An 18,314-nucleotide genomic window follows, 5' to 3' on the forward strand; every position below is an offset into this window, starting at 1 on the left:
CTTGCCGCTAGATGGCAGGCGCGTCTATGTCTTTCTGTTGTTTACCTTGTACCAGTCCAGTGGACTCCGATTTTTCCCCACGATCAAGCTCTGTTCCAAGTTTTCCACAGGCTTGTTGGACAGGATGCACGCCAAAGCCAAGTTCGACGAAGGCGGTTATGATCGACCAGAGAGCCCGAACAATTTCAGCCTTTTGAGCCTGGGTCAGCGACGGATCGTCGAGATATGCTTGATAATGCTCCAGGTCGATTTCAAGGTTTCCAAAGGTCTCGCAATGGACTGCTTTGTCCATTGCGGCGGACAGATCAGGAATGGTTGTGTTTTCACCATTTTTCACGATTGATGATCCTTATCATCTGGCAAGATGGACCTCTCGCGGCCATGCTGAAACGGCGCGTTGAGGCACTTGCGTATCTGGATTTTGTCGCGACCGGCCTTACAGCAGTTCACGGATGGTGCATTGCAGCGTCTAACGCTTGCTGAGTGAGGCTTTCGCCTGAGCACCTACCTCTAATTATACCATAGGTTGCAGGCGTTTCGCAAAAACCGTGGTCGTGTCGGGAGGGGCGACTGTCGCCATGCACCCCGTTGCCCGCTCCTAACGTTCGTGGTCATCTCGTTCACGACGCCGCAAACGGGAGCGCGGCTGACGAGACTGATCGTCCTCTCTCAAACGGCCGAGCCTCTTTTCCCGCTCCTGATCGCGTATCTGTTGGATTGCCTCAAAAGCCTTCTGGTCAAGGCGTGCGGCGGTCAGAAGATATTTTTCGGGAATCGAATGGCTCTTTTGCCAACTTCCATCCTTGTCTCGATACGAACGGGTGCGCTCAGTGTTAAAAACCGGCCCATCGTCCGTATCCTTCTGCCAGATCGCCACCTCGATTGGACCGTATCGATGCGTTTGAACGGGCTTGTTTGAGTTTTCCTTGTCACTCATGTTCCTCATCCTTCTTTATGGCTGATATCCCTTCACGAAAGACCAAGTGCCCGAGTCATATTGCGGAAAGTCCGCAAATTTCCGTGGCACCGGCTCTTTGACCACTTTAGCCCGCGACGGACCCCATCGGCGGGGGATAGAAACGCAATCAAGCGGCGGATGATATGGATTTGGCAGGAAACGAGCTGCAAATTCCCGGCGCGAGTAGTATGCATATTTATGCCCAAGGATTGGGCTCAGGCTTTTGCCTGAAACAAACAGGATTTGTCGATCTTCGGGCATCGCCAGAATCTCATCGGGCGTCATAAGCGACCGCGCCTGCTTTGTCCGATGGGTTTCAGCAAAGGCTTGGAGTTTCATGTTCTGCATCGCTGCAATTGGATCGCCGCCGCCAAGGACGCTCATGGCCGCTTGCTGTTTTGCCTGACGGGCTTGGGCTTGACGCAAACCATCATCATATTCGAGGGTTTGCTGACCAAGCATCACGGAAACGAGCCGCGCTGTCTCGTAATCCCGCACGCCAAAAAACTGGCGCATCGTAGCCGAGCCCATAAACCCTTGTAGGCCAGTGGGACCAAAGTTACGGGTGATCTGGCCTGCATCTTGAAACAATGCCCAGGCGCGCACACCTGCACCACGCCCGAAAGTGAAGGCACGCAACAAAGCGTCAAAGCTGCCAAGCTGACCGGCCTCATCAACAATCATGTTGACCGGCGGCGCAGACGGCGCGCGCGACTTGTAGAGCATCTGCACCGTGAACATGGTACGCAGCACCGGAGCCCAGATCGACACATATTCGATTGGCACATTGATGAACCAGGTGGCGGCCCGTGAGGAGTTGCAGGTTGCGGACAAGGACGCTCTGGGTCTTTCCAACGCGGCCTGCAACATCGGATCATCAAGGAAATTCAGGTAAGCGTAGAGCTCTCCCACAATGCTGCCGAACTCCCGCGCGCTGTCTTGTTGCTTGGCCAACATTTCGCCCGCCGAGCGCCGCACGCTCTCCATGCTTGAGCCGAGCATGCATTCGAGGATGTCCGGCCACTCGCCATTATTGGATTCAATGGCGTTGATCGTGCGATAAAGCGAGGGGAAGGACACTTCGCCATCACGCTCAACCAGCATCTTGACAAAGGCTTCACCCCATTCTCGGGCGCGAAGCTCAAAATACTTCCCGCTAGAAGAACCGCTGATCGGGATCAGGCTTTCAAGGATAAACTTACAGTCGGCATGAAAATGCGGGCTGTTTAGCCTGAGGATATCAAGTGGCTGCATGGCATGTTGCGGAAGGTCGTGCAAGCCAGTCGGGTTCCAGCAATACACATGGCTTCCAGCCATCGCAAAGTTCACCATGGTCACGGCAGCGATTTCGCCACGCGGATCGAGGATGAAATTGCGCTCACCGGCGGCACGGGCGACAGCCATTGAAAGTATGTCACGCATTTTGCCGGAACCGGCTCCCGCGACCGTGAGCCGTGGTGCGTCAGTATTCAGCATCAGGGGGGTCTGGCCAAGATAGCCGATCTGCATGCCATCGGAGCCAAGAAGCCCCGCATTTTTAATTTCTTGTCCGGTTGCCCATGCGGCACTCCCGAACCGATTTGTTTCATTGTCGAAAACCATGACTTCTCCCAAGAAAAAGGGCCGCCGATTGGCGACCCCTTGATTGAGTTTTTGTTTTCGCGGCTCAGCCGATGACCGCGACGATGATGACCAGAATGATCGCCACCGCGATCACAGCGGGCCAAGGATTTTCCTCTTTTTCAACGATTACGCCACGAATTCTTCCACGTGCCATTGTATTTTCTCCTATCCTAGTTGTGCTTCACATGAAGCGGGTGATGATTGCCAAGCCACCGAAGATCAAAGCTGTGCCGACTGATGCTCGCGCGACGAAGAAAACGAGCAAAAAGCTAAGGCCGTACCAGGTAACAGATGCCAATCCGATGAGCCCATCGCCATAGGTTTGAAATGTTAGTGTTCGCACATAGACGATGGTGTACTTCCAGAGTATTGGCCCTCCGAAGAAAGCGGCGATCAGGGCAAGCAGATTGGCAAGGCCGGTGACAGAAGACATGAAAATATTCTGCCCTGCCTGTGCGTGATTTTTGTTCAGCATTGTTTGAAACTCCAAGGCTGGAAGAACGACGTTGCTCTTCGATTCCCTTGATACCGCAGCCTCCGGCCAGTCTCGGGGGTTAAGCTCAACCAGCCGTCATTCGCGCGCTTTGTGCGAAGAGCCAAATGCTGCAAAGTGCGAACATCAAGCCAGCTACCTGATGATAGCTCAACCGCTCACCAAACACCGTGACACCCAGCACCGACATAAGGATCAGATGAGTCATGCTGGACATCGCCGCGCCCTGCCCAAGACCCTTGGACAGGACTTGCGCGTAGATCAGATTGCTGAGCGCGAAGATCGCGAACGCATATCCCAGGTCGGTCAGCATTCCGAGATCGGCATAGCGCTTGAGAAAATAACTCCCCCCCGCAAAACCCCCGCTGGAGGCAAGCAGGCTGAGCCAGGACATAGCCATCATGGATACACCTCATATTATGGAAAAGAAAAGCATCACACCAAGTCGGGCGGTGCTTTGAGTATGTTCAATTGAACCGCCAGAAACGGGTGGTATCCGTTAATCGACCTTTGGGGGATCGTCGTCATTGGCGGCACGTACTCCCCAAAGGAGAGCCTCGGACGGAAATCTCGCAGTCAGAATTGTAGCCAGAATGCGCACGCGTTCCCGAGACTCCGGTCTACGGCGAGGCGTTACATCATCGGGACAACGCTTGTGACAGAAGTCACGGAACCACTCGCGGATGAAGGGGCGTTCGAACTGTTCCATGTCCAAGTGGACTTCGTCGCCGTCAAAACCGACGATCCAACCGCGATAGTCCCGGTACAGGTTCGTAAGGTGCTCATGCCATGCAGAGTCCTTGACGTTGAGGCCAAAAGCGAAGTTTCTTAGGTCGCGGATGTAGGTGGAGTTTTCCAGCATTTGATCGGTCACGAAATGGGTCATGAGGCGTTTGCAGTACCCGTTCAAAGTACAAGCAGGGCAAAGGACAGTAGACATGTGGTGCTCCTTCCGTAGCATTGGTCTGGCACCGCTTGCTGGCCGCGATCCTGCTCCGTCAGAAGGTCACCAGACGGGGCGCACACACGACAGCAGAGCTTTGCGGTACTGCTTGAATTGTTATATTTATCAGACTGTTGCGAAACGAACAGTTCGTTCCAGACCGTCCCACGTCGTTGCATGTGGTAACAGACGGAGCCCCCGATGACCGAGACCCCGCCCGCCGGGGGCGAGGCACCGGTGTTTGGGCAATATCTTAAAAAACGCCTCGCCGAAGAAAATCTGAACCCATCCCGTCTGGCAAATTTGTCTCAAGTTTCGAGGACGTCGATAGGACGGTACATCTCCGGCAAGATCGCGACGCCAAACCCTTTTCAAGAGAATAAGATTCTCAAAGCGCTCGATGGCCCGGAAGCGTATCTGGAACACTACCGGCAGTTTCGCGAGACCGGACTCACGCACAAAGAGGCACTGCGGGCGCAAAGCAGCGAAGGTTCCGAGACTTCCGAAGTTGCCGAGGCTTCCGAGGTTCTCCCGGATGCGTCGGAGGACAGCGGGCAGAGTGAAATCTCACGTCTTGACGGTTCATCCCGCAAAGATCGCCATTTCCGAGCTTCCTGGGCGATCCTCGGGCTTGCCGCAATTATACTTGCTCCAGCGATTCCTTGGTTTCTCGACCTCGCGCACTGGCGATTGATAGAATCCGAACTGCTGGCAGATAAAGCTGACGAACCTACCAAAGAGCAACAAGCCTACGAGACCGCAAAGGAAAGCATTCTGAATTCTGGCATTCACCCACAATTCGACGTTGTTTGGAACAAAGAAGGGGCTACCGTTTGGCTCAACAAAATTGATGAATTGCCATCTGAAGCGCAAATCGAGGTTTCCCGCGACGGCATTACATACGCCCGAGCTTCAAACGTCGCAAACCTACTGCCAAACGATCAGTTCATAGTACGGCTGAACCACTATGCATGGGAGCGGCCCATCGGTCCGTTCGATTTCACAGACGAGGTTCAGGCGCTCGCGACTGCGGCCATCGCCAATTCCAGCTCCGAGCAAGGCGGCCCAATCACCTGCGCAGCAGGATCGTGCGAGATATCTCGTTACAGCTTTTGCAATGGAAACTGGTCAAAACTCACGCTTGGGCGCTCACCCGACACGCCTGAAGTCGACCTAGATCTCGAAGCGTGCGACAATGTTGGCCTGCTGAACGATTGCCTTTCAACACCAGCAACTCTTTTTCCAACTGGCCCATTGCAAACCATATATGCGGAACTTCACGCCAATCAGGGCGGCACCTATAGGTTCTCGTTTAAAACGCTTCCACTTTCTTTTGACATCAAGAATAATGGAGAGGAAGCGGTTGAGTTAACTCCATTGCCGCCAAATGTTGAAAATGCGCCCTATGCAACCGCTTGGTTTAGCAAATACACATCAAACTCCGATATTCGATTTAGGATGTATATTGGCGCAGGTAGTTGCCGAGTGGGAGACCTGGCACTAGAAGATCAGTTCAGCGCAATCTATTATGACGCCGACGGGAATGGAAATTTGAGAGGCGACCTTAGGTATTTTTCGATACCCGAACCCTCACGTGATTTTGTCGAGATTACTCTTGTAGGCAAAGATAGCACGATTTTCGGCCCTTACCGGTATCGATTTCCGTCCGACGAGATTATTGCGCGCGCTGTCGCGGCAACCGAGAAGCCCGACACTTTCGAATGTGACAGAAAACTCGTTGATCCTTTTGACACCAAATCTTGGTATTATTCGTGCTCTGCACCCTCAGAGTATCAAAACATTTATGATTGGGCAAAAGTATCTGAAATACATTTTGGCTCCAGCCCCGATAATCTTTCAAAGATCATCAAAATTGACATGTCACCACGCCAGATGGCTGTCGCACAAGCTGACAGCTTATCGGGCGACCAGCCACCTGTATTCGAATATTCGCCGCCTAAAGATAGCCGTGATCTTTACTTCAAAATTTATTATGTGGATGGATCACAGGGTCTACTTCAACGCATGACGTTGCCGGAGCCCATGTAAAGTCTTTTTAGACAGGCTCCGGGTTTGGAGTCAGGTACAACTCATCGGCCATCTTTGCTTCGATGTGGTTTCTCAGGTCAATTGACAGCTCTTGACTGTTCAAAGAGATAATCTTCGCGATCAATTTTGCCGCTATATCACTGGGCTCTTCGTGAGTTTCAAATTCAACTGCAAGATGTTCTGTCGATTGCTCGACCCATGTTCCTTCTTCGACAGCCCACGATCCAATGTCACTTGTGATTTCTCCGTGGGATGAAATCTGAAGATCAAACGTGCATCGATCTTCTTGCGTAGGTAAGTCTTTGGATACGATCCGCCCGAATGTTGAACCGAACTGGACGGGTACGTATCGGCTGTCCCACGAATATCCTTGCCCTGATGAGGATGAAAGGAACTCGTCAAACACCGCCTCCAACTCTGATCCGACCTGTTGCGAGTGCTCGATCCGTTTCGCCAAAGCTCCAATTGTGTCTTTCAAACCCATTGTTCATTTTAGCCTAAAAGGGTGCAAGAAAGCAAATTTTGCTCATAGAAACATGGCATTACACATATTCTTGCCTATGCCGCAGCATCCATCCCAAGCCGCCTAAACCCGCGCTGCAATGTACTCTCGGACACGTCGAACCGGCTGGCCGTTTGCTGGTATGTCTGGCCTTCCTGATGCACGAGGCGATGGGCTTCGATCATCTTCTCGTCGGTCAGTCGGCGCGGCCTGCCAATCGGCGCGCCGCGTTCCTTTGCCGCCCGCAGTCCGTTGCGCGTCCGCTCCCGCACCAACTCGCGCTCGAACTCGGCAACCGAAGCGAACAGGTGGAATACCAGCCGCCCGCCGGATGTCGCGGTGTTGATCCCCTCGCATAGGGAAGAGAACTGCACACCTTCGTTGTCCAGCCGCGTAATCAGATCGGCCAGATGCAACACCGACCGCCCGAGCCGATCCAGACGATAAACCACCAGCGTGTCACCCTCGACCAAGGCTCGTAAAGCATCGTCAAGCCCTGGACGCTCGGCCCTTGCCCCTGAAATTCCGTGGTCATAGAAGACTTTGTCGCATCCCGCACGGCCAAGCGCATCGAGTTGCATGTCTAGCCGTTGGTCCTCGGTGGACACCCGCGCATAGCCGATCAGTTGCCCATGTGGGGATGTTCGCTGTGGTGGATCGGGCCAAGGGAGCATCGTGTCACCTTTCGACTAGCAAAACCGAGGGGTTTTGCCTGTGCGCCATAGTTCCGTCTCCGCCGATCAAGGATTCACAGAAACCAACGGTTTCCGCTTCTTCCATTTTCATAATCTGTGCTGTATCCATCATAGTCACTAACCCTCGGTTTTGATTGGAACAAATCCGACCCTTCATGCCAAGAACGCATCGGGGCAGGCATCTGTTTTTCCACTGATTTTTTGGAGTCGCGGCTTGGCGAAGCCGTCAAAACGGATCGGTGCGTTTCGTTATGCTATAAATAATAGACCAAAACACTCTGATTATAGCTTGACAAGTAATATTGTTTCACAATGCTTGCATATTCTTGAAATATTCCCTATATTTCGCATAGCAACGCACAAAATCAACAAGATGTTGCAGAGGTGTGTGTCCGAAACGAACAAGAATTCGAGGACACAAATGGCAAAAGCCGCGACAAATGGATTAGCTGGAAAAGTGCTGGGCGCAGGCCTTGCACTCTCGGCCGCATTCGCACCGAGTACCGCCAGTGCGCAAGACGTGGCCATGGCCGCACTTCCCGATGCGCCGCAGGAAACGGTCGATACGATCCTGTGTGAAACGGATCGCCAGTATTTTGCGAAAGATGGCTGGCGTCCGGAAACCGCCGATCTTCACTGCGCATCGACAGCGGCAAGTGAGTACGCCGAAAACAACCCCGGCGTAGGTGTGCTGATCCATGTTGGCGGTGATCTTCCAAATGATCGCTTCAAAACACCGGATGAATTCGGGCGCGCGGTGGTACACGCGTTCCAAAGTCGATATGGCGTGGATGCGGCCTATTTCTTGCGCCAGAACGACACACGCGCAACAGGCATCACATTTCATGTTGGTGAGTTTATCCACGGCGGAGACAACGGCACGGAAGTTAAAAATGTGAAAGAGGCGTTGGATGCAATGCCCGAAGTTGCCGGATTGCTTGAGTTGATCTGGAACGAAAAACTGGTGAATGCAGCGCAGCTTCAGGTGCCGACCGTCACACCAGGCGGTTAGACCTTCGCCGTAAGATCGAGTTTTACTTCGACGGTTCTATCTTGCTCAACCGGACTGCCTGTCTCGGCAGACGCGGTTTTGAACTGACTGCCAAAAACCGCGCTATTTGATGCAAGCTTTTCACTGGGCGGACCATCAAACGCGCCAAAGCCGTCCGCGTTCATCGAAATGCTTTCGTCACTATCAATCGGCGCATCACTCAGATCATCTTGGCTATCGCTTGCATCTGCGACAAATTCGGCCGTCGCCGAAAGTGCGCCAATTCCTTGTGCCTTTGCATATGACGCGTCGGCCTCGGCTCTTACTTCAGTACGGACGGTATCAAGCTCGTCCGCCGCGCGAGCATCCCACTCCCGAACCCGATCAACTAAACCGTCCCGTTCAACTTCAAGGATACTTTTCTGCGCCTTGAGAGCTCCAACTTCATTTGAAAAACGATCGGCCTGACTGCCCAAAATCGCAACCAATACATCCTGGGAGTTCTCGCTGTCCTTATCAAACTTCCGTCCTGTACGCTTTTCCCATTCACGGACAGCGTCCGCAACCTCAGGGCGGGCGAGTGCTTCATCAACATCGATATCGCCATCCAAGAGAGCCTGAGCGGTTTCATTCAGGCGATCAATCTTGTCTTTTAGTGCATCAATCTGACGCTGCAAGCCATCGATTTCGGCATCCAGAGCACCGATTTGGTCGAGGAGTGCGCGAAGCTCTTGATCTTGCTGTTCGCGTTTACGCTTCTTCTCTTCACGTTCTTGATTCTGCTTGACCGCCGTTACCCCGTCAACGCCGCGCAGGCCTCCCCCCACCTCGGCAGCCGTGCCCATGTCCATAAGAACCTGAATTCCGCGAAGATCGCCTTCCTGTGAGTTCTTGGCATACGGGGTTGCTGGCTGGCTCGCAGGTGCGTCACCACCGCGAGCAGGAAATGTCAGTACCTGCGCCTCGTGCGTGAACTCGCCGAGCGATTGTGTCGTTTGAAATTGCGACTTGAGGCCGCTTTCTTCCCCGATAATACGCATTAAAATATATCCCCACACTTCCCCGCAAACCTCTTTTAATCGGGTGCGTTCGGTGCGCTTGAAATATATTATCGGTAATAATCATTAAAATTTGGTTATTATGGAAAACATTGCATTTATCTAAAATGCCATCTATCTGGGCTGTCTCAAACCGTCGGGGATAGTAAGGCTTCGCATTCGCTCTCTGATGTAGCGGAGGTGTGAGAGTCGAATGGTGTCGTCACGACCCATCACGAGTTGCTTCAGCCTATACTCCGTCAAATCGGTTGGTGCTGCGCTGTCGTTCAACCTCAAACGCCGACTCGAGTTACTGCGCGCTGAGAGTATGCTCCGCATCTCGTGGCGCAGATCGTCATCTATGAGAAGCAATTGATTTGGGTGGGCATCTTTGGAAATCATCGGTTCGTACGTTATGCCAGTGTACGCGGCCAAAATGGCACTTAGACCATCTTCATGTGCCGTGGTAGAGTGCCCCGATATCCAGTTTCCAATCATGTGTGATTTCAGTTTGGATTGCGGGCTTAGTAGGTCAATTGATCTCGCATAAAGAAAAATCGCACTTGCGCCCAGGCCGGTTCGCACCTTTTCGGAGGCGAGTTGGTCTCTTTGCTCCTTCGTGATTTCGATGCGGGATGTATTCTTCGGCGGCATCAGACTATTATAGCTCGGATCAGCGGCGGGGCACATATTCTCGCCGAGGCATGGGATTCCATGCACAGATTTTTTTGATCGCGAGCCAGGTAAGGAAGCTGTGGCGCTTACTCGGCTTGGATTGGTTGTACCGGTTTGATGCCGTTCCATTTGACAACATTTACTTCAGAAACGGAGGCACACTAGGGAACGTGACTGCTTTAAGTTTGCGGCCGTACGAGTGCGGCTGAGCTTTAGTTAGAACTGCATTGCGACCAACAGCGGCTTGGTATCAGAGGGAAAAATCTTCTTCGCTCGGGGCGATTGCCGCCTCTAGCTCGCGGCGGAGGCCTTGCTGGTAGGACGTAAGACTACCCTGTTCTTTCTCTAGAGCGTCCAACTCGTTTTTCACGCCCATCAACTGCTCAACAGCACGATCTGCCGCCTGAACGAACTTTTTCCTGTAGTCTACATCAATTAATACAGTCATCTATCTACTCGCTTGCGATACCTTGCAGCTCCCACGAGACGCGGTGTGCAGGACCTATGCTCAACTAACTGTATTGTCAACCGTGAGGCTCCAACACACCAGCTATACGTTAGCAATATAATGTTGCTATTCTGCCACACTTCGATCATGAGAGTCAACTATGGATATGCGAACCATTCCACGCGGGTAATTATCAGCGCGGCGATTTAGGAAGAGTTAATGCAAGACACGGTAGGTTCATACGTTGCATCGCTGTTGTTGCAGCAAAGCCAAAGTAGCACCACGCAAGATTCACTCTCAATTTGGTATCCCACTGATCTGTTTTTGGTAACAGCCTCGTTGTTAGATGCAGCCGGAGCGTACGCCCATTTCGACCCCGATCCGGACTCAGATGCTATCAGGGATGGTTTTCCGAGGTTCACGTTGTCACCAACCATCCGCGAAGGTTTATGCCGCCTAGGCAAGAAGTGGAACTCCGAGGGAAAGACGACCATACCAAGTGAGATATCCAAGAAGTGGGCAGCCTTCTTGGAGGCCTACCGCAATCACCCCATGCGACCGACCACAAAATTCATCTCCCCACCAACATGGTGGAGTGCATGCTATGAACTATTTGTGATCGCGGACGAAGCGTGTGAAGGATTGGGCTCGCCGAACGAAGGGCAGCCAAGCCTCTGGAAGACTGCCGTGCATCATCAAAAAATACTGTCTAGAAAGCAGAGCAGCTCTCAACTTGATGATGAAGGTTTCGATGTCTCAGCAGGTAGCTCGCCTACATTCTCAGTCAACTGCAACGGCGGTTTTGCTAACGTGTTCCCTAAGACTAGAGTTTCAACGGCTGGATGCTCACATCGGAACTTTTCTAGGAATGTAGCACTTCTGCCCAAAACCGGCAATGTTAGATGTCATTGGCATCTTCCTTCGGAGCCGCTGGCCGATGACAAAGAGAAACCTATTGATATTTTAATTATCCCGTATCCCTTTGAGATTCCCGCGCTAGCGTTCAGAAGCGCCCAGGACCCAAAGGAAAGCATGCATCGCGGCGACGACAGCAAGAGAGGTGGTTGGGCCAACTTCAAGATAATTCAGACATGGCTTACCGAGCCAGAAAAATTAATTGACCTTGTCGCCGGGCTAGCCAGAAGTGCAAAAAAGGACGTCGATAGTTTAAATGGTGTGGTTTTTCCAGAGTACTCTCTCAGCTTTGATATTTTCTTGAAGCTATGCGAAGAACTCAAACGAGTTGAACCATGCTTGGAATTTGTCGTTGCGGGTAGCAGCAATAACTGTGATTCTAGGGGCGAGTCTAACGGAAATCACGTTTTAACTTGTGTATGGCACAAGTTAGAGTCTGATTCAGACGAAGAGCTTGTTGAAGCCAGTTCTAGTGACTCTGAAGCCTCGCAGTCAAAACCAAAGAGGCGGGAAGCTGATCGAAGAGCCATCTTGAGCAGCAGAAAGAAGCACCATAGGTGGATGCTAACCCCTAGCCAACTATCTGATTATGCGATCACTTCGTCCCTAGACCCTCGAGTAAACTGGTGGGAAACTCACAACATTGGCCAGCGGGAAATGCACTTCTTTCCCTTTCGGAAGAACTCCACCTTTACATCAATGATTTGTGAAGATTTGGCACGAAGCGACCCATGTCATGAAGTACTTAGGAGCATCGGTCCCAATTTGGTTTTCGTTCTCCTTATGGATGGTCCGCAACTCGTCAATAGGTGGTCCGCAAGATACGCATGCTCTTTGAGTGACGACCCCGGCTGCTCGGTACTCACACTTACCAGTTTTGGATTGATAGAGCGATCTAACAGAACGCAAGCTCACAAACCTCAACGAGCAATTGCCTTTTTTTCAAGTCCATTTGGACAGACATCACTTTACTTGCCGAATGATAACGCAAAGGCTTTGCTCATCACTCTGACGGGAGAAGAAGAGTCTCATCGTTCTACCATTGACGGACGCATTGACAATAATTCGCGAGCCTGGCGTCTCACGAGCACGCAGCCTGTATATGAAATATGCGGCACCTAATGCAGCGCTGCAAGCCCAAGGTATTTGCCGCAGGTTGAACACATGAAACCGGATTCAAATAGCAGCTAGCCGATTCGCGCTGTTGATATTTCCAAGTGTCCAGTGCTAGGATTTCTGCTGGATGGAGATGGGGATTCGATCAGTCTCAACACTGAATACAACAATGACATAAATGAAATTCCACACCGCCTATCACCAATGTTGGAATTCCGTTCCAAATGAAGTCTAGGTAAGGGTGTTCAACTGGCAAAGTCGAGTGTGAACATCGCTGCGACCGATCTTTCAGCTACCAGTTATGCAGCGTCATTGCGATACTGAGCCAAGTCGATATCTCTCACCCGCAAGATGTGCGGTGTACTACACCGCAATCTTGGCAAGGGAGCCCGCTGCGCGCTCCCGTTGCATCCCTCCGGCCTTGGCTCTTCCAGGGTGTTGAACCCATTCCAGAGCCAGCAGACCGTATCGCCGGTCAAACACTCGCAGGGCTTGGAGACGTCCCTCTCCACCTGCACCGAACCATGGATCAGGAGGCTATCGCACCCCCTTGAAACCCACTCACGGGAGATTTCGCTCTCCCTGCACCCAACGACTTGGCGGGCGTTCCTGCCCCCAAGACCCCTGACCATTTCATGGAGACGATTTCATCGAGACCAACCCTGCGCGGTTTGGATGCCGATCAGGTCTTTCTCAACCCGATACCCACGACCAACCTTGCGCAGGTTGGAGCCGCGCCAGCGTGACGCTGGACACCGAATCTTGTCATGTGGTCCTGTGGATAAGTCATCGGCATGCATCAAAGCGGATGCACCCACCAGATGTGCCTGCTAGTGTTGAGACAAGCAACAACACCTAAGAGGCAGGGGACGCATTGTACGAGAATGCATTTAACAAGATCGAACGAGACCTTCGCGCAGAAGAAGGCATCGCTAACGAGCTGGATTACGTGGAACAGACCTCTTGGGTTCTTTTCCTGAAATACCTGCACGACCTCGAAGCCGAGCGCAGTGATCGCGCCGAACTCGACGGCGAAGACTACACCCCGATCATTGACGGTGAGTACCGCTGGGACAAATGGGCCGCACCGAAAAAAGACGGCGAGTTTGACCACAACTCTGCTCGCATCGGCGACGACCTGATCAAATTCGTCGATCAGGTGCTATTCCCATACCTCGCATCTTTCCGTCAATCCGCGACAAGCCCGCAGACGATCCAATACAAGATCGGCGAGGTCTTCACGGAACTCCGCAACAAGTTCCGCTCCGGCTACATCCTGCGTGACGTGCTCGAAGCCGTAGACGGCCTGTCCTTCAACACCCAGGCCGAACGGCACGAGCTTTCCCAGCTTTACGAAACTCGCATCCGCCGCATGGGCAACGCGGGCCGCAACGGGGGCGAATACTACACGCCGCGTCCACTCATCCGCGCCATGATCAAGGTAACGGCCCCCAAGATCGGCGAGACGATCTATGACGGCGCGGTCGGTTCGGCAGGCTTCCTCTGCGAGGCCTATGACTACCTGCGCACTGACAAGCTCTCCGCCTCCGAATACGAAACCCTGCAAACCAAGACCTTCTTCGGGCAGGAGAAGAAGGGGCTCGCCTACATCATCGGGATCATGAACATGGTCCTGCACGGGATAGAGGCCCCGAACCTGATCCACTCCAACACGCTCAATGAGAACGTGATGGATATTCAGGAGAAGGACCGCCACGACATCATCCTCGCCAATCCCCCCTTCGGCGGCGGCGAGCGGCGCGAGGTGCAGCAGAACTTCCCGATCCGCACAGGCGAGACGGCCTATCTGTTCCTGCAACACTTCATCCGCAAGCTGAAGGCAGGCGGGCGCGCCGCCGTGGTGATCAAGAATACCTTCCTCAGCAACACCGACAACGCCTCCGTCGCGCTGCGCAAGGAATTGCTGGAAGCGGCGGAGCTGCATACCATCCTCGATTGTCCAGGCGGCACCTTCCAGGGCGCGGGCGTCAAGACCGTGGTGCTGTTCTTCGAGAAAGGCGCACCGACGCGGGACATCTGGTATTACCAGCTTGATCCGGGGCGCAGCATGGGCAAGACCAACCCGCTGAACGACGACGACCTTGCCGAGTTTATCGAGCTGCAACGCACCCGTTCGAACGGGCTAAAAAGCTGGATCGTGAACCGCGCCGATCTGGACGAGAATACCTACGATTTGTCGGTCAAGAACCCCAATGCGCCTGAGGCCGAGGCGCTACGCAGCCCCGAAGAGATCATCGCCGACATACTTGCGCGGGATGCCGAGATGGCGCAAATCCTCGAAGACATTCGGGGGATGTTGTGAAGGATTTGACTGCCGCGAATTGGGAACGAGTAAAGCTTGGCGAACTCTGCAAGATTGCTCGTGGCGGCTCGCCGAGGCCCATTAAGAAATTCATCACCACTGATCCAGAGGGTGTCAATTGGATCAAGATCGGTGACGCTCAGGTCGGTGGCCGCTTCATTGAAAGCACGAAAGAGAAGATCACTAGGGACGGTATTTCTCGCTCGCGGTTTGTAGAGCCAGGGGCATTCCTCTTGTCAAACTCAATGAGTTTTGGCCGACCATACATTCTAAAGACAAGCGGGTGTATCCACGATGGATGGCTCGTCCTAGAGCCAGACTACAAGCGCGTTCATCAAGACTTTCTATACCATATCCTAGGCGCTCCCGAGACATTTCAACAGTTCGACTCTTTGGCCGCTGGTTCAACTGTTAGAAACCTTAACATTGGACTCGTTGAAAGCGTTTCCATCCCCCTCCCTCCACTCGAAGAACAACAGCGGATTGTTGCGGTTCTGGACGAGGCCTTCGAGGGCCTGGCCCGCGCCCGCGCCCACGCCGAAGCCAACCTCCAAAATGCGCAGGAGCTGTTTGAGAGTATCAAGGCAGATGAGCTTGCATCCTCGGGATCGGATCGCGAGGAAGTCATTCTCTCGGAAGTTGCCGACATCACTTCTGGTCTCGTTGATCCGCGCGAGGATGAATATGCCGACCTGCTGCATCTCGGCGCAGGAAACATGATTACAGGGACGGACGAGCTCGTTGATGTGAAAACGGCTCGTGAAGAGAAGTTGAAGTCAGGGAAGTATCGCTTTGACGAAAAGACCGTCCTTTACAGCAAAATCAGGCCTTATTTAAGAAAGGCCGCTAGACCAGATTTCCAAGGTCTTTGCAGCGCGGACGTTTATCCGTTGACGCCCAGGCCCGATAGGCTGGACAGGGATTTCCTGTTTCATCTCCTATTGGGGAACGATTTCACAGAGTATGCGATTTCAGGTTCGGATCGCGCGGGGATGCCAAAAGTAAACCGAAACCACATGTTCGCATATCGTTTCGAGCTTCCGCCGCTGGAGGCTCAAAGACGCATAGCAACTGTGATCGACGAAGCGCATATTTCGTGCAGTACTTTGGTCGAATTGGCTAAACAGAAGCTCCACGACCTTGATGACCTCCGCCAGTCCCTTTTGAAGAAAGCCTTTGCGGGCGAATTAACATGACGTAACGAGTAAAGAAGATGAGCATTCACGACGAAACCGAAGCCGATACCCGCGCCGAGCGCATAGACCCCGTCCTTGCGGCGGCGGGTTGGGGTCAGAACGGCTCGAAGGTTCGGCGTGAAGTCATCTGCCCTGGGCGCATCCAGTCAGGCGGTACGCGAGGCAAAGGGCTCTCTGCCGATTACGTCCTGATTCACAAAGGCCAGAAGCTCGCCGTTCTGGAAGCCAAGCGCGCAGGCGTCAGCCACAGGAGCGGCGTGGGGCAAGCCAAGGACTACGCCACCCGCTTGGGGTCACGCTACGCCTACGCCTCGAACGGGCTGAACTGGTATCAGATCGACATGGCGAATGGGGCCGAGGGCGACATGGACTTGCCCTTTCCGACACCCGATGAGCTGTGGGACCGCACCTTTGCCGATCACAACGACTGGCGCGAGCGTTTCGGGGCGGTGGATTTCGAAACCGACGGCGGCAAGTGGGAGCTGCGCTACTACCAGCACAAGGCCGTCAACGCCGCGCTTGAGGCCCTCGCCAAGGGTGACCGCCGCATCCTTCTGACACTCGCAACAGGCACGGGCAAAACCTCCATCGCCTTCCAGATCGCGTGGAAGCTGTTCCAGGCGAAATGGAACCTCACAGGCGAGCCCGTACGCCGTCCGCGCATCCTGTTCCTCGCCGACCGCAACATCCTCGCCGATCAGGCCTACAACGCCTTTTCGGCCTTCCCGAATGATGCGGTGACAAGGATCGACCCCGACACGATCCGCAAGAACCGTGGCAGGCCGCCGAAAAATGCCAGCCTGTTCTTCACAATCTTTCAGACCTTCATGACTGGCGAGGGCGAGCCCGTATACACGCAGTACCCACCCGACTTCTTCGACTTCATCGTGATCGATGAATGTCACCGAGGCGGCGCGAAGGACGAAAGCGAGTGGCGGCGCTTGCTGGAGTATTTCGAGCCTGCTGCGCAGCTTGGCCTGACAGCTACGCCCAAGCGCAAACACAACGCCGACACCTACGCCTATTTCGGTGAACCGATTTACACCTACGCGCTCCGCGACGGCATCGAGGACGGATTCCTGACGCCATTCAAGGTGCGCCAGATGGCGAGCACTATTGATGAATACGTCTATGATGGAAGCGACGACCTGATCGCGGGTGCTGTTGAAGAGGGGGAAGCCTTCACCGAAGGCGACTTCAACACGCGGATCATCATTGAAGAGCGAGAGCTCAGCCGCGTGAAGGAATTCATGAGCCAGATTGATCAGCGTCAAAAGACGTTGGTTTTTTGTGCCACCCAAGATCATGCGGCGCTTGTGCGTGACCTGATCAATCAGGTGAAGGGCAGCACCAATCCGAACTATTGTCACCGGGTCACTGCCGACGACGGCACAGTCGGTGAACAGCACCTTCGTGATTTCCAAGATAACGATAAAACGATCCCGACTGTACTGACAACCTCGCAGAAACTCTCGACAGGCGTTGATGCTCGAAACATCCGCCACATTGTCTTGATGCGTCCGATCCGCTCTATGATCGAGTTTAAGCAGATCATCGGGCGCGGGACACGCACCTATGAAGGCAAAGACTTCTTCACAATCTGGGATTTTGTGAAGGCGCACGAGAATTTCAACGATCCCGAATGGGACGGTGAGCCGCTTGAACCCGAGGAACCCAAGGGGCCACGCACACCACCTACCGGACCGGAACCAGGCCCGGAAGAACCGCCAGGCGGTGGTGAAGGCCCTGAACCTCCGCAGGAAAAAATCGTAGTGAAGCTTTCAGACGGCAGCGTGCGCAGGATCAAGTACATCGCATCCACAACTTACTGGAGCCCCGAAGGAAAACCGATTTCAGCGCAAGAATTCCTGGAGCGGCTGTTCGGTGATCTGGCGGGCATCGTAGCAGACGAAGACCAACTCCGCGCTGTCTGGAGCGACCCTGACAACCGCGAGCGCTTCTTGGAGCAGCTTTCTGATCGGGGGTATGATCGTGACCGCCTTGATGACATCCGCAGGCTTGTCGACGCACCCGACAGCGATCTGTTCGATGTGCTTAGTTACATCCTGTTCACCAATCCGCCGAAGACGAGAAACGAGCGCGCCGACAACGTTCGACGGGATGGTTTAGGTCAAACGGCAGAAGAAACAAAGGCACTGCTCCTGGCCATTCTTGCGGCCTATGAAGAACGGGGCGAGAGCGAACTAAGAACAAAGAAACTAGGTACATTCCTGACTGCGCGATACGGCAGCGTGAGTGAGGGTAAGGCGAAGCTGGGCGGGCTTGATGCGATCAAGACCGCTTTTCGTGAAATGCAGGGAACGCTTTATAGCGACTAAAGCGCCAAGGG

The 18,314-nt window shown here is 53.6% G+C and carries 16 protein-coding genes; 6 read left to right on the plus strand and 10 right to left on the minus strand.

From position 1 onward, the window contains the following. Positions 1–7: 7 nt before the first annotated feature. The 6 genes from GGR17_RS11575 to GGR17_RS11600 form a co-directional block, all read right to left on the minus strand. Positions 8–337, minus strand: a complete 330-nt coding sequence (locus GGR17_RS11575; protein WP_157445596.1) for a hypothetical protein — start codon at positions 335–337, stop codon at positions 8–10. Positions 338–598: 261 nt separating this feature from the next. Further along, the gene (locus GGR17_RS11580; protein WP_054539719.1) at positions 599–937 is read right to left on the minus strand and encodes a hypothetical protein; all 339 of its coding nucleotides are present in this window, start codon (positions 935–937) and stop codon (positions 599–601) included. Positions 938–952: 15 nt separating this feature from the next. Continuing rightward, positions 953–2,560 (minus strand): type IV secretory system conjugative DNA transfer family protein, encoded by a 1,608-nt coding sequence (locus GGR17_RS11585; protein WP_054539720.1) that lies wholly within the window; start codon positions 2,558–2,560, stop codon positions 953–955. Between the two features lie 202 nt (positions 2,561–2,762). After that, entirely contained in the window at positions 2,763–3,056 is a 294-nt protein-coding gene (locus tag GGR17_RS11590) for a hypothetical protein (RefSeq protein ID WP_157445597.1), read from the minus strand. Between the two features lie 85 nt (positions 3,057–3,141). Next, the gene (locus GGR17_RS11595; RefSeq protein WP_054539722.1) at positions 3,142–3,477 is read right to left on the minus strand and encodes a hypothetical protein; all 336 of its coding nucleotides are present in this window, start codon (positions 3,475–3,477) and stop codon (positions 3,142–3,144) included. A 96-nt stretch (positions 3,478–3,573) separates the two neighbouring features. Continuing rightward, a complete protein-coding gene (locus GGR17_RS11600; protein ID WP_054540461.1) occupies positions 3,574–4,014 on the minus strand; it encodes a hypothetical protein in 441 nt (146 codons plus the stop codon). Between the two features lie 204 nt (positions 4,015–4,218). Here GGR17_RS11600 and GGR17_RS11605 point away from each other — a divergent pair, with 204 nt between their 5' ends. Next, a complete protein-coding gene (locus tag GGR17_RS11605) occupies positions 4,219–6,066 on the plus strand; it encodes a helix-turn-helix domain-containing protein (RefSeq protein ID WP_157445598.1) in 1,848 nt (615 codons plus the stop codon). Positions 6,067–6,073: 7 nt separating this feature from the next. Here GGR17_RS11605 and GGR17_RS11610 read toward each other — a convergent pair whose 3' ends face one another. Both GGR17_RS11610 and GGR17_RS11615 read right to left on the minus strand, forming a co-directional pair. Further along, the gene (locus GGR17_RS11610; RefSeq protein ID WP_054539723.1) at positions 6,074–6,550 is read right to left on the minus strand and encodes a hypothetical protein; all 477 of its coding nucleotides are present in this window, start codon (positions 6,548–6,550) and stop codon (positions 6,074–6,076) included. A 74-nt stretch (positions 6,551–6,624) separates the two neighbouring features. Beyond that, a complete protein-coding gene (locus GGR17_RS11615) occupies positions 6,625–7,242 on the minus strand; it encodes a recombinase family protein (RefSeq protein ID WP_054539724.1) in 618 nt (205 codons plus the stop codon). 442 nt (positions 7,243–7,684) lie between these two features. Here GGR17_RS11615 and GGR17_RS11620 point away from each other — a divergent pair, with 442 nt between their 5' ends. Continuing rightward, entirely contained in the window at positions 7,685–8,275 is a 591-nt protein-coding gene (locus tag GGR17_RS11620) for a hypothetical protein (RefSeq protein WP_157445599.1), read from the plus strand. Here GGR17_RS11620 and GGR17_RS11625 read toward each other — a convergent pair. Beyond that, complete coding sequence (locus GGR17_RS11625) at positions 8,272–9,294, minus strand: hypothetical protein (RefSeq protein ID WP_054539726.1); 1,023 nt, start codon at positions 9,292–9,294, stop codon at positions 8,272–8,274. The genes GGR17_RS11620 and GGR17_RS11625 overlap by 4 nt on opposite strands. Positions 9,295–10,216: 922 nt before the next feature. After that, positions 10,217–10,414 (minus strand): hypothetical protein, encoded by a 198-nt coding sequence (locus GGR17_RS11630; RefSeq protein WP_054539728.1) that lies wholly within the window; start codon positions 10,412–10,414, stop codon positions 10,217–10,219. Positions 10,415–10,633: 219 nt separating this feature from the next. On the opposite strand from GGR17_RS11630, the gene GGR17_RS11635 reads away from it, so the two are divergent. The 4 genes from GGR17_RS11635 to hsdR all read left to right on the plus strand — a co-directional run bounded on the left by GGR17_RS11635 (position 10,634) and on the right by hsdR (position 18,303). Next, the gene (locus tag GGR17_RS11635; protein ID WP_157445600.1) at positions 10,634–12,451 is read left to right on the plus strand and encodes a hypothetical protein; all 1,818 of its coding nucleotides are present in this window, start codon (positions 10,634–10,636) and stop codon (positions 12,449–12,451) included. 868 nt (positions 12,452–13,319) lie between these two features. Continuing rightward, complete coding sequence (locus tag GGR17_RS11640) at positions 13,320–14,768, plus strand: class I SAM-dependent DNA methyltransferase (protein WP_054539729.1); 1,449 nt, start codon at positions 13,320–13,322, stop codon at positions 14,766–14,768. Then, positions 14,765–15,964, plus strand: a complete 1,200-nt coding sequence (locus GGR17_RS11645) for a restriction endonuclease subunit S (RefSeq protein ID WP_082386665.1) — start codon at positions 14,765–14,767, stop codon at positions 15,962–15,964. The genes GGR17_RS11640 and GGR17_RS11645 overlap by 4 nt, the downstream gene beginning before the upstream one ends. Before the next feature lie 17 nt (positions 15,965–15,981). Continuing rightward, positions 15,982–18,303 (plus strand): EcoAI/FtnUII family type I restriction enzme subunit R, encoded by a 2,322-nt coding sequence (hsdR, locus tag GGR17_RS11650; RefSeq protein ID WP_054539731.1) that lies wholly within the window; start codon positions 15,982–15,984, stop codon positions 18,301–18,303. The last annotated feature ends 11 nt before the right edge of the window (positions 18,304–18,314 follow it).

This window comes from Actibacterium naphthalenivorans, from assembly GCF_014196965.1.
Lineage (GTDB): Bacteria > Pseudomonadota > Alphaproteobacteria > Rhodobacterales > Rhodobacteraceae > Actibacterium_A > Actibacterium_A naphthalenivorans.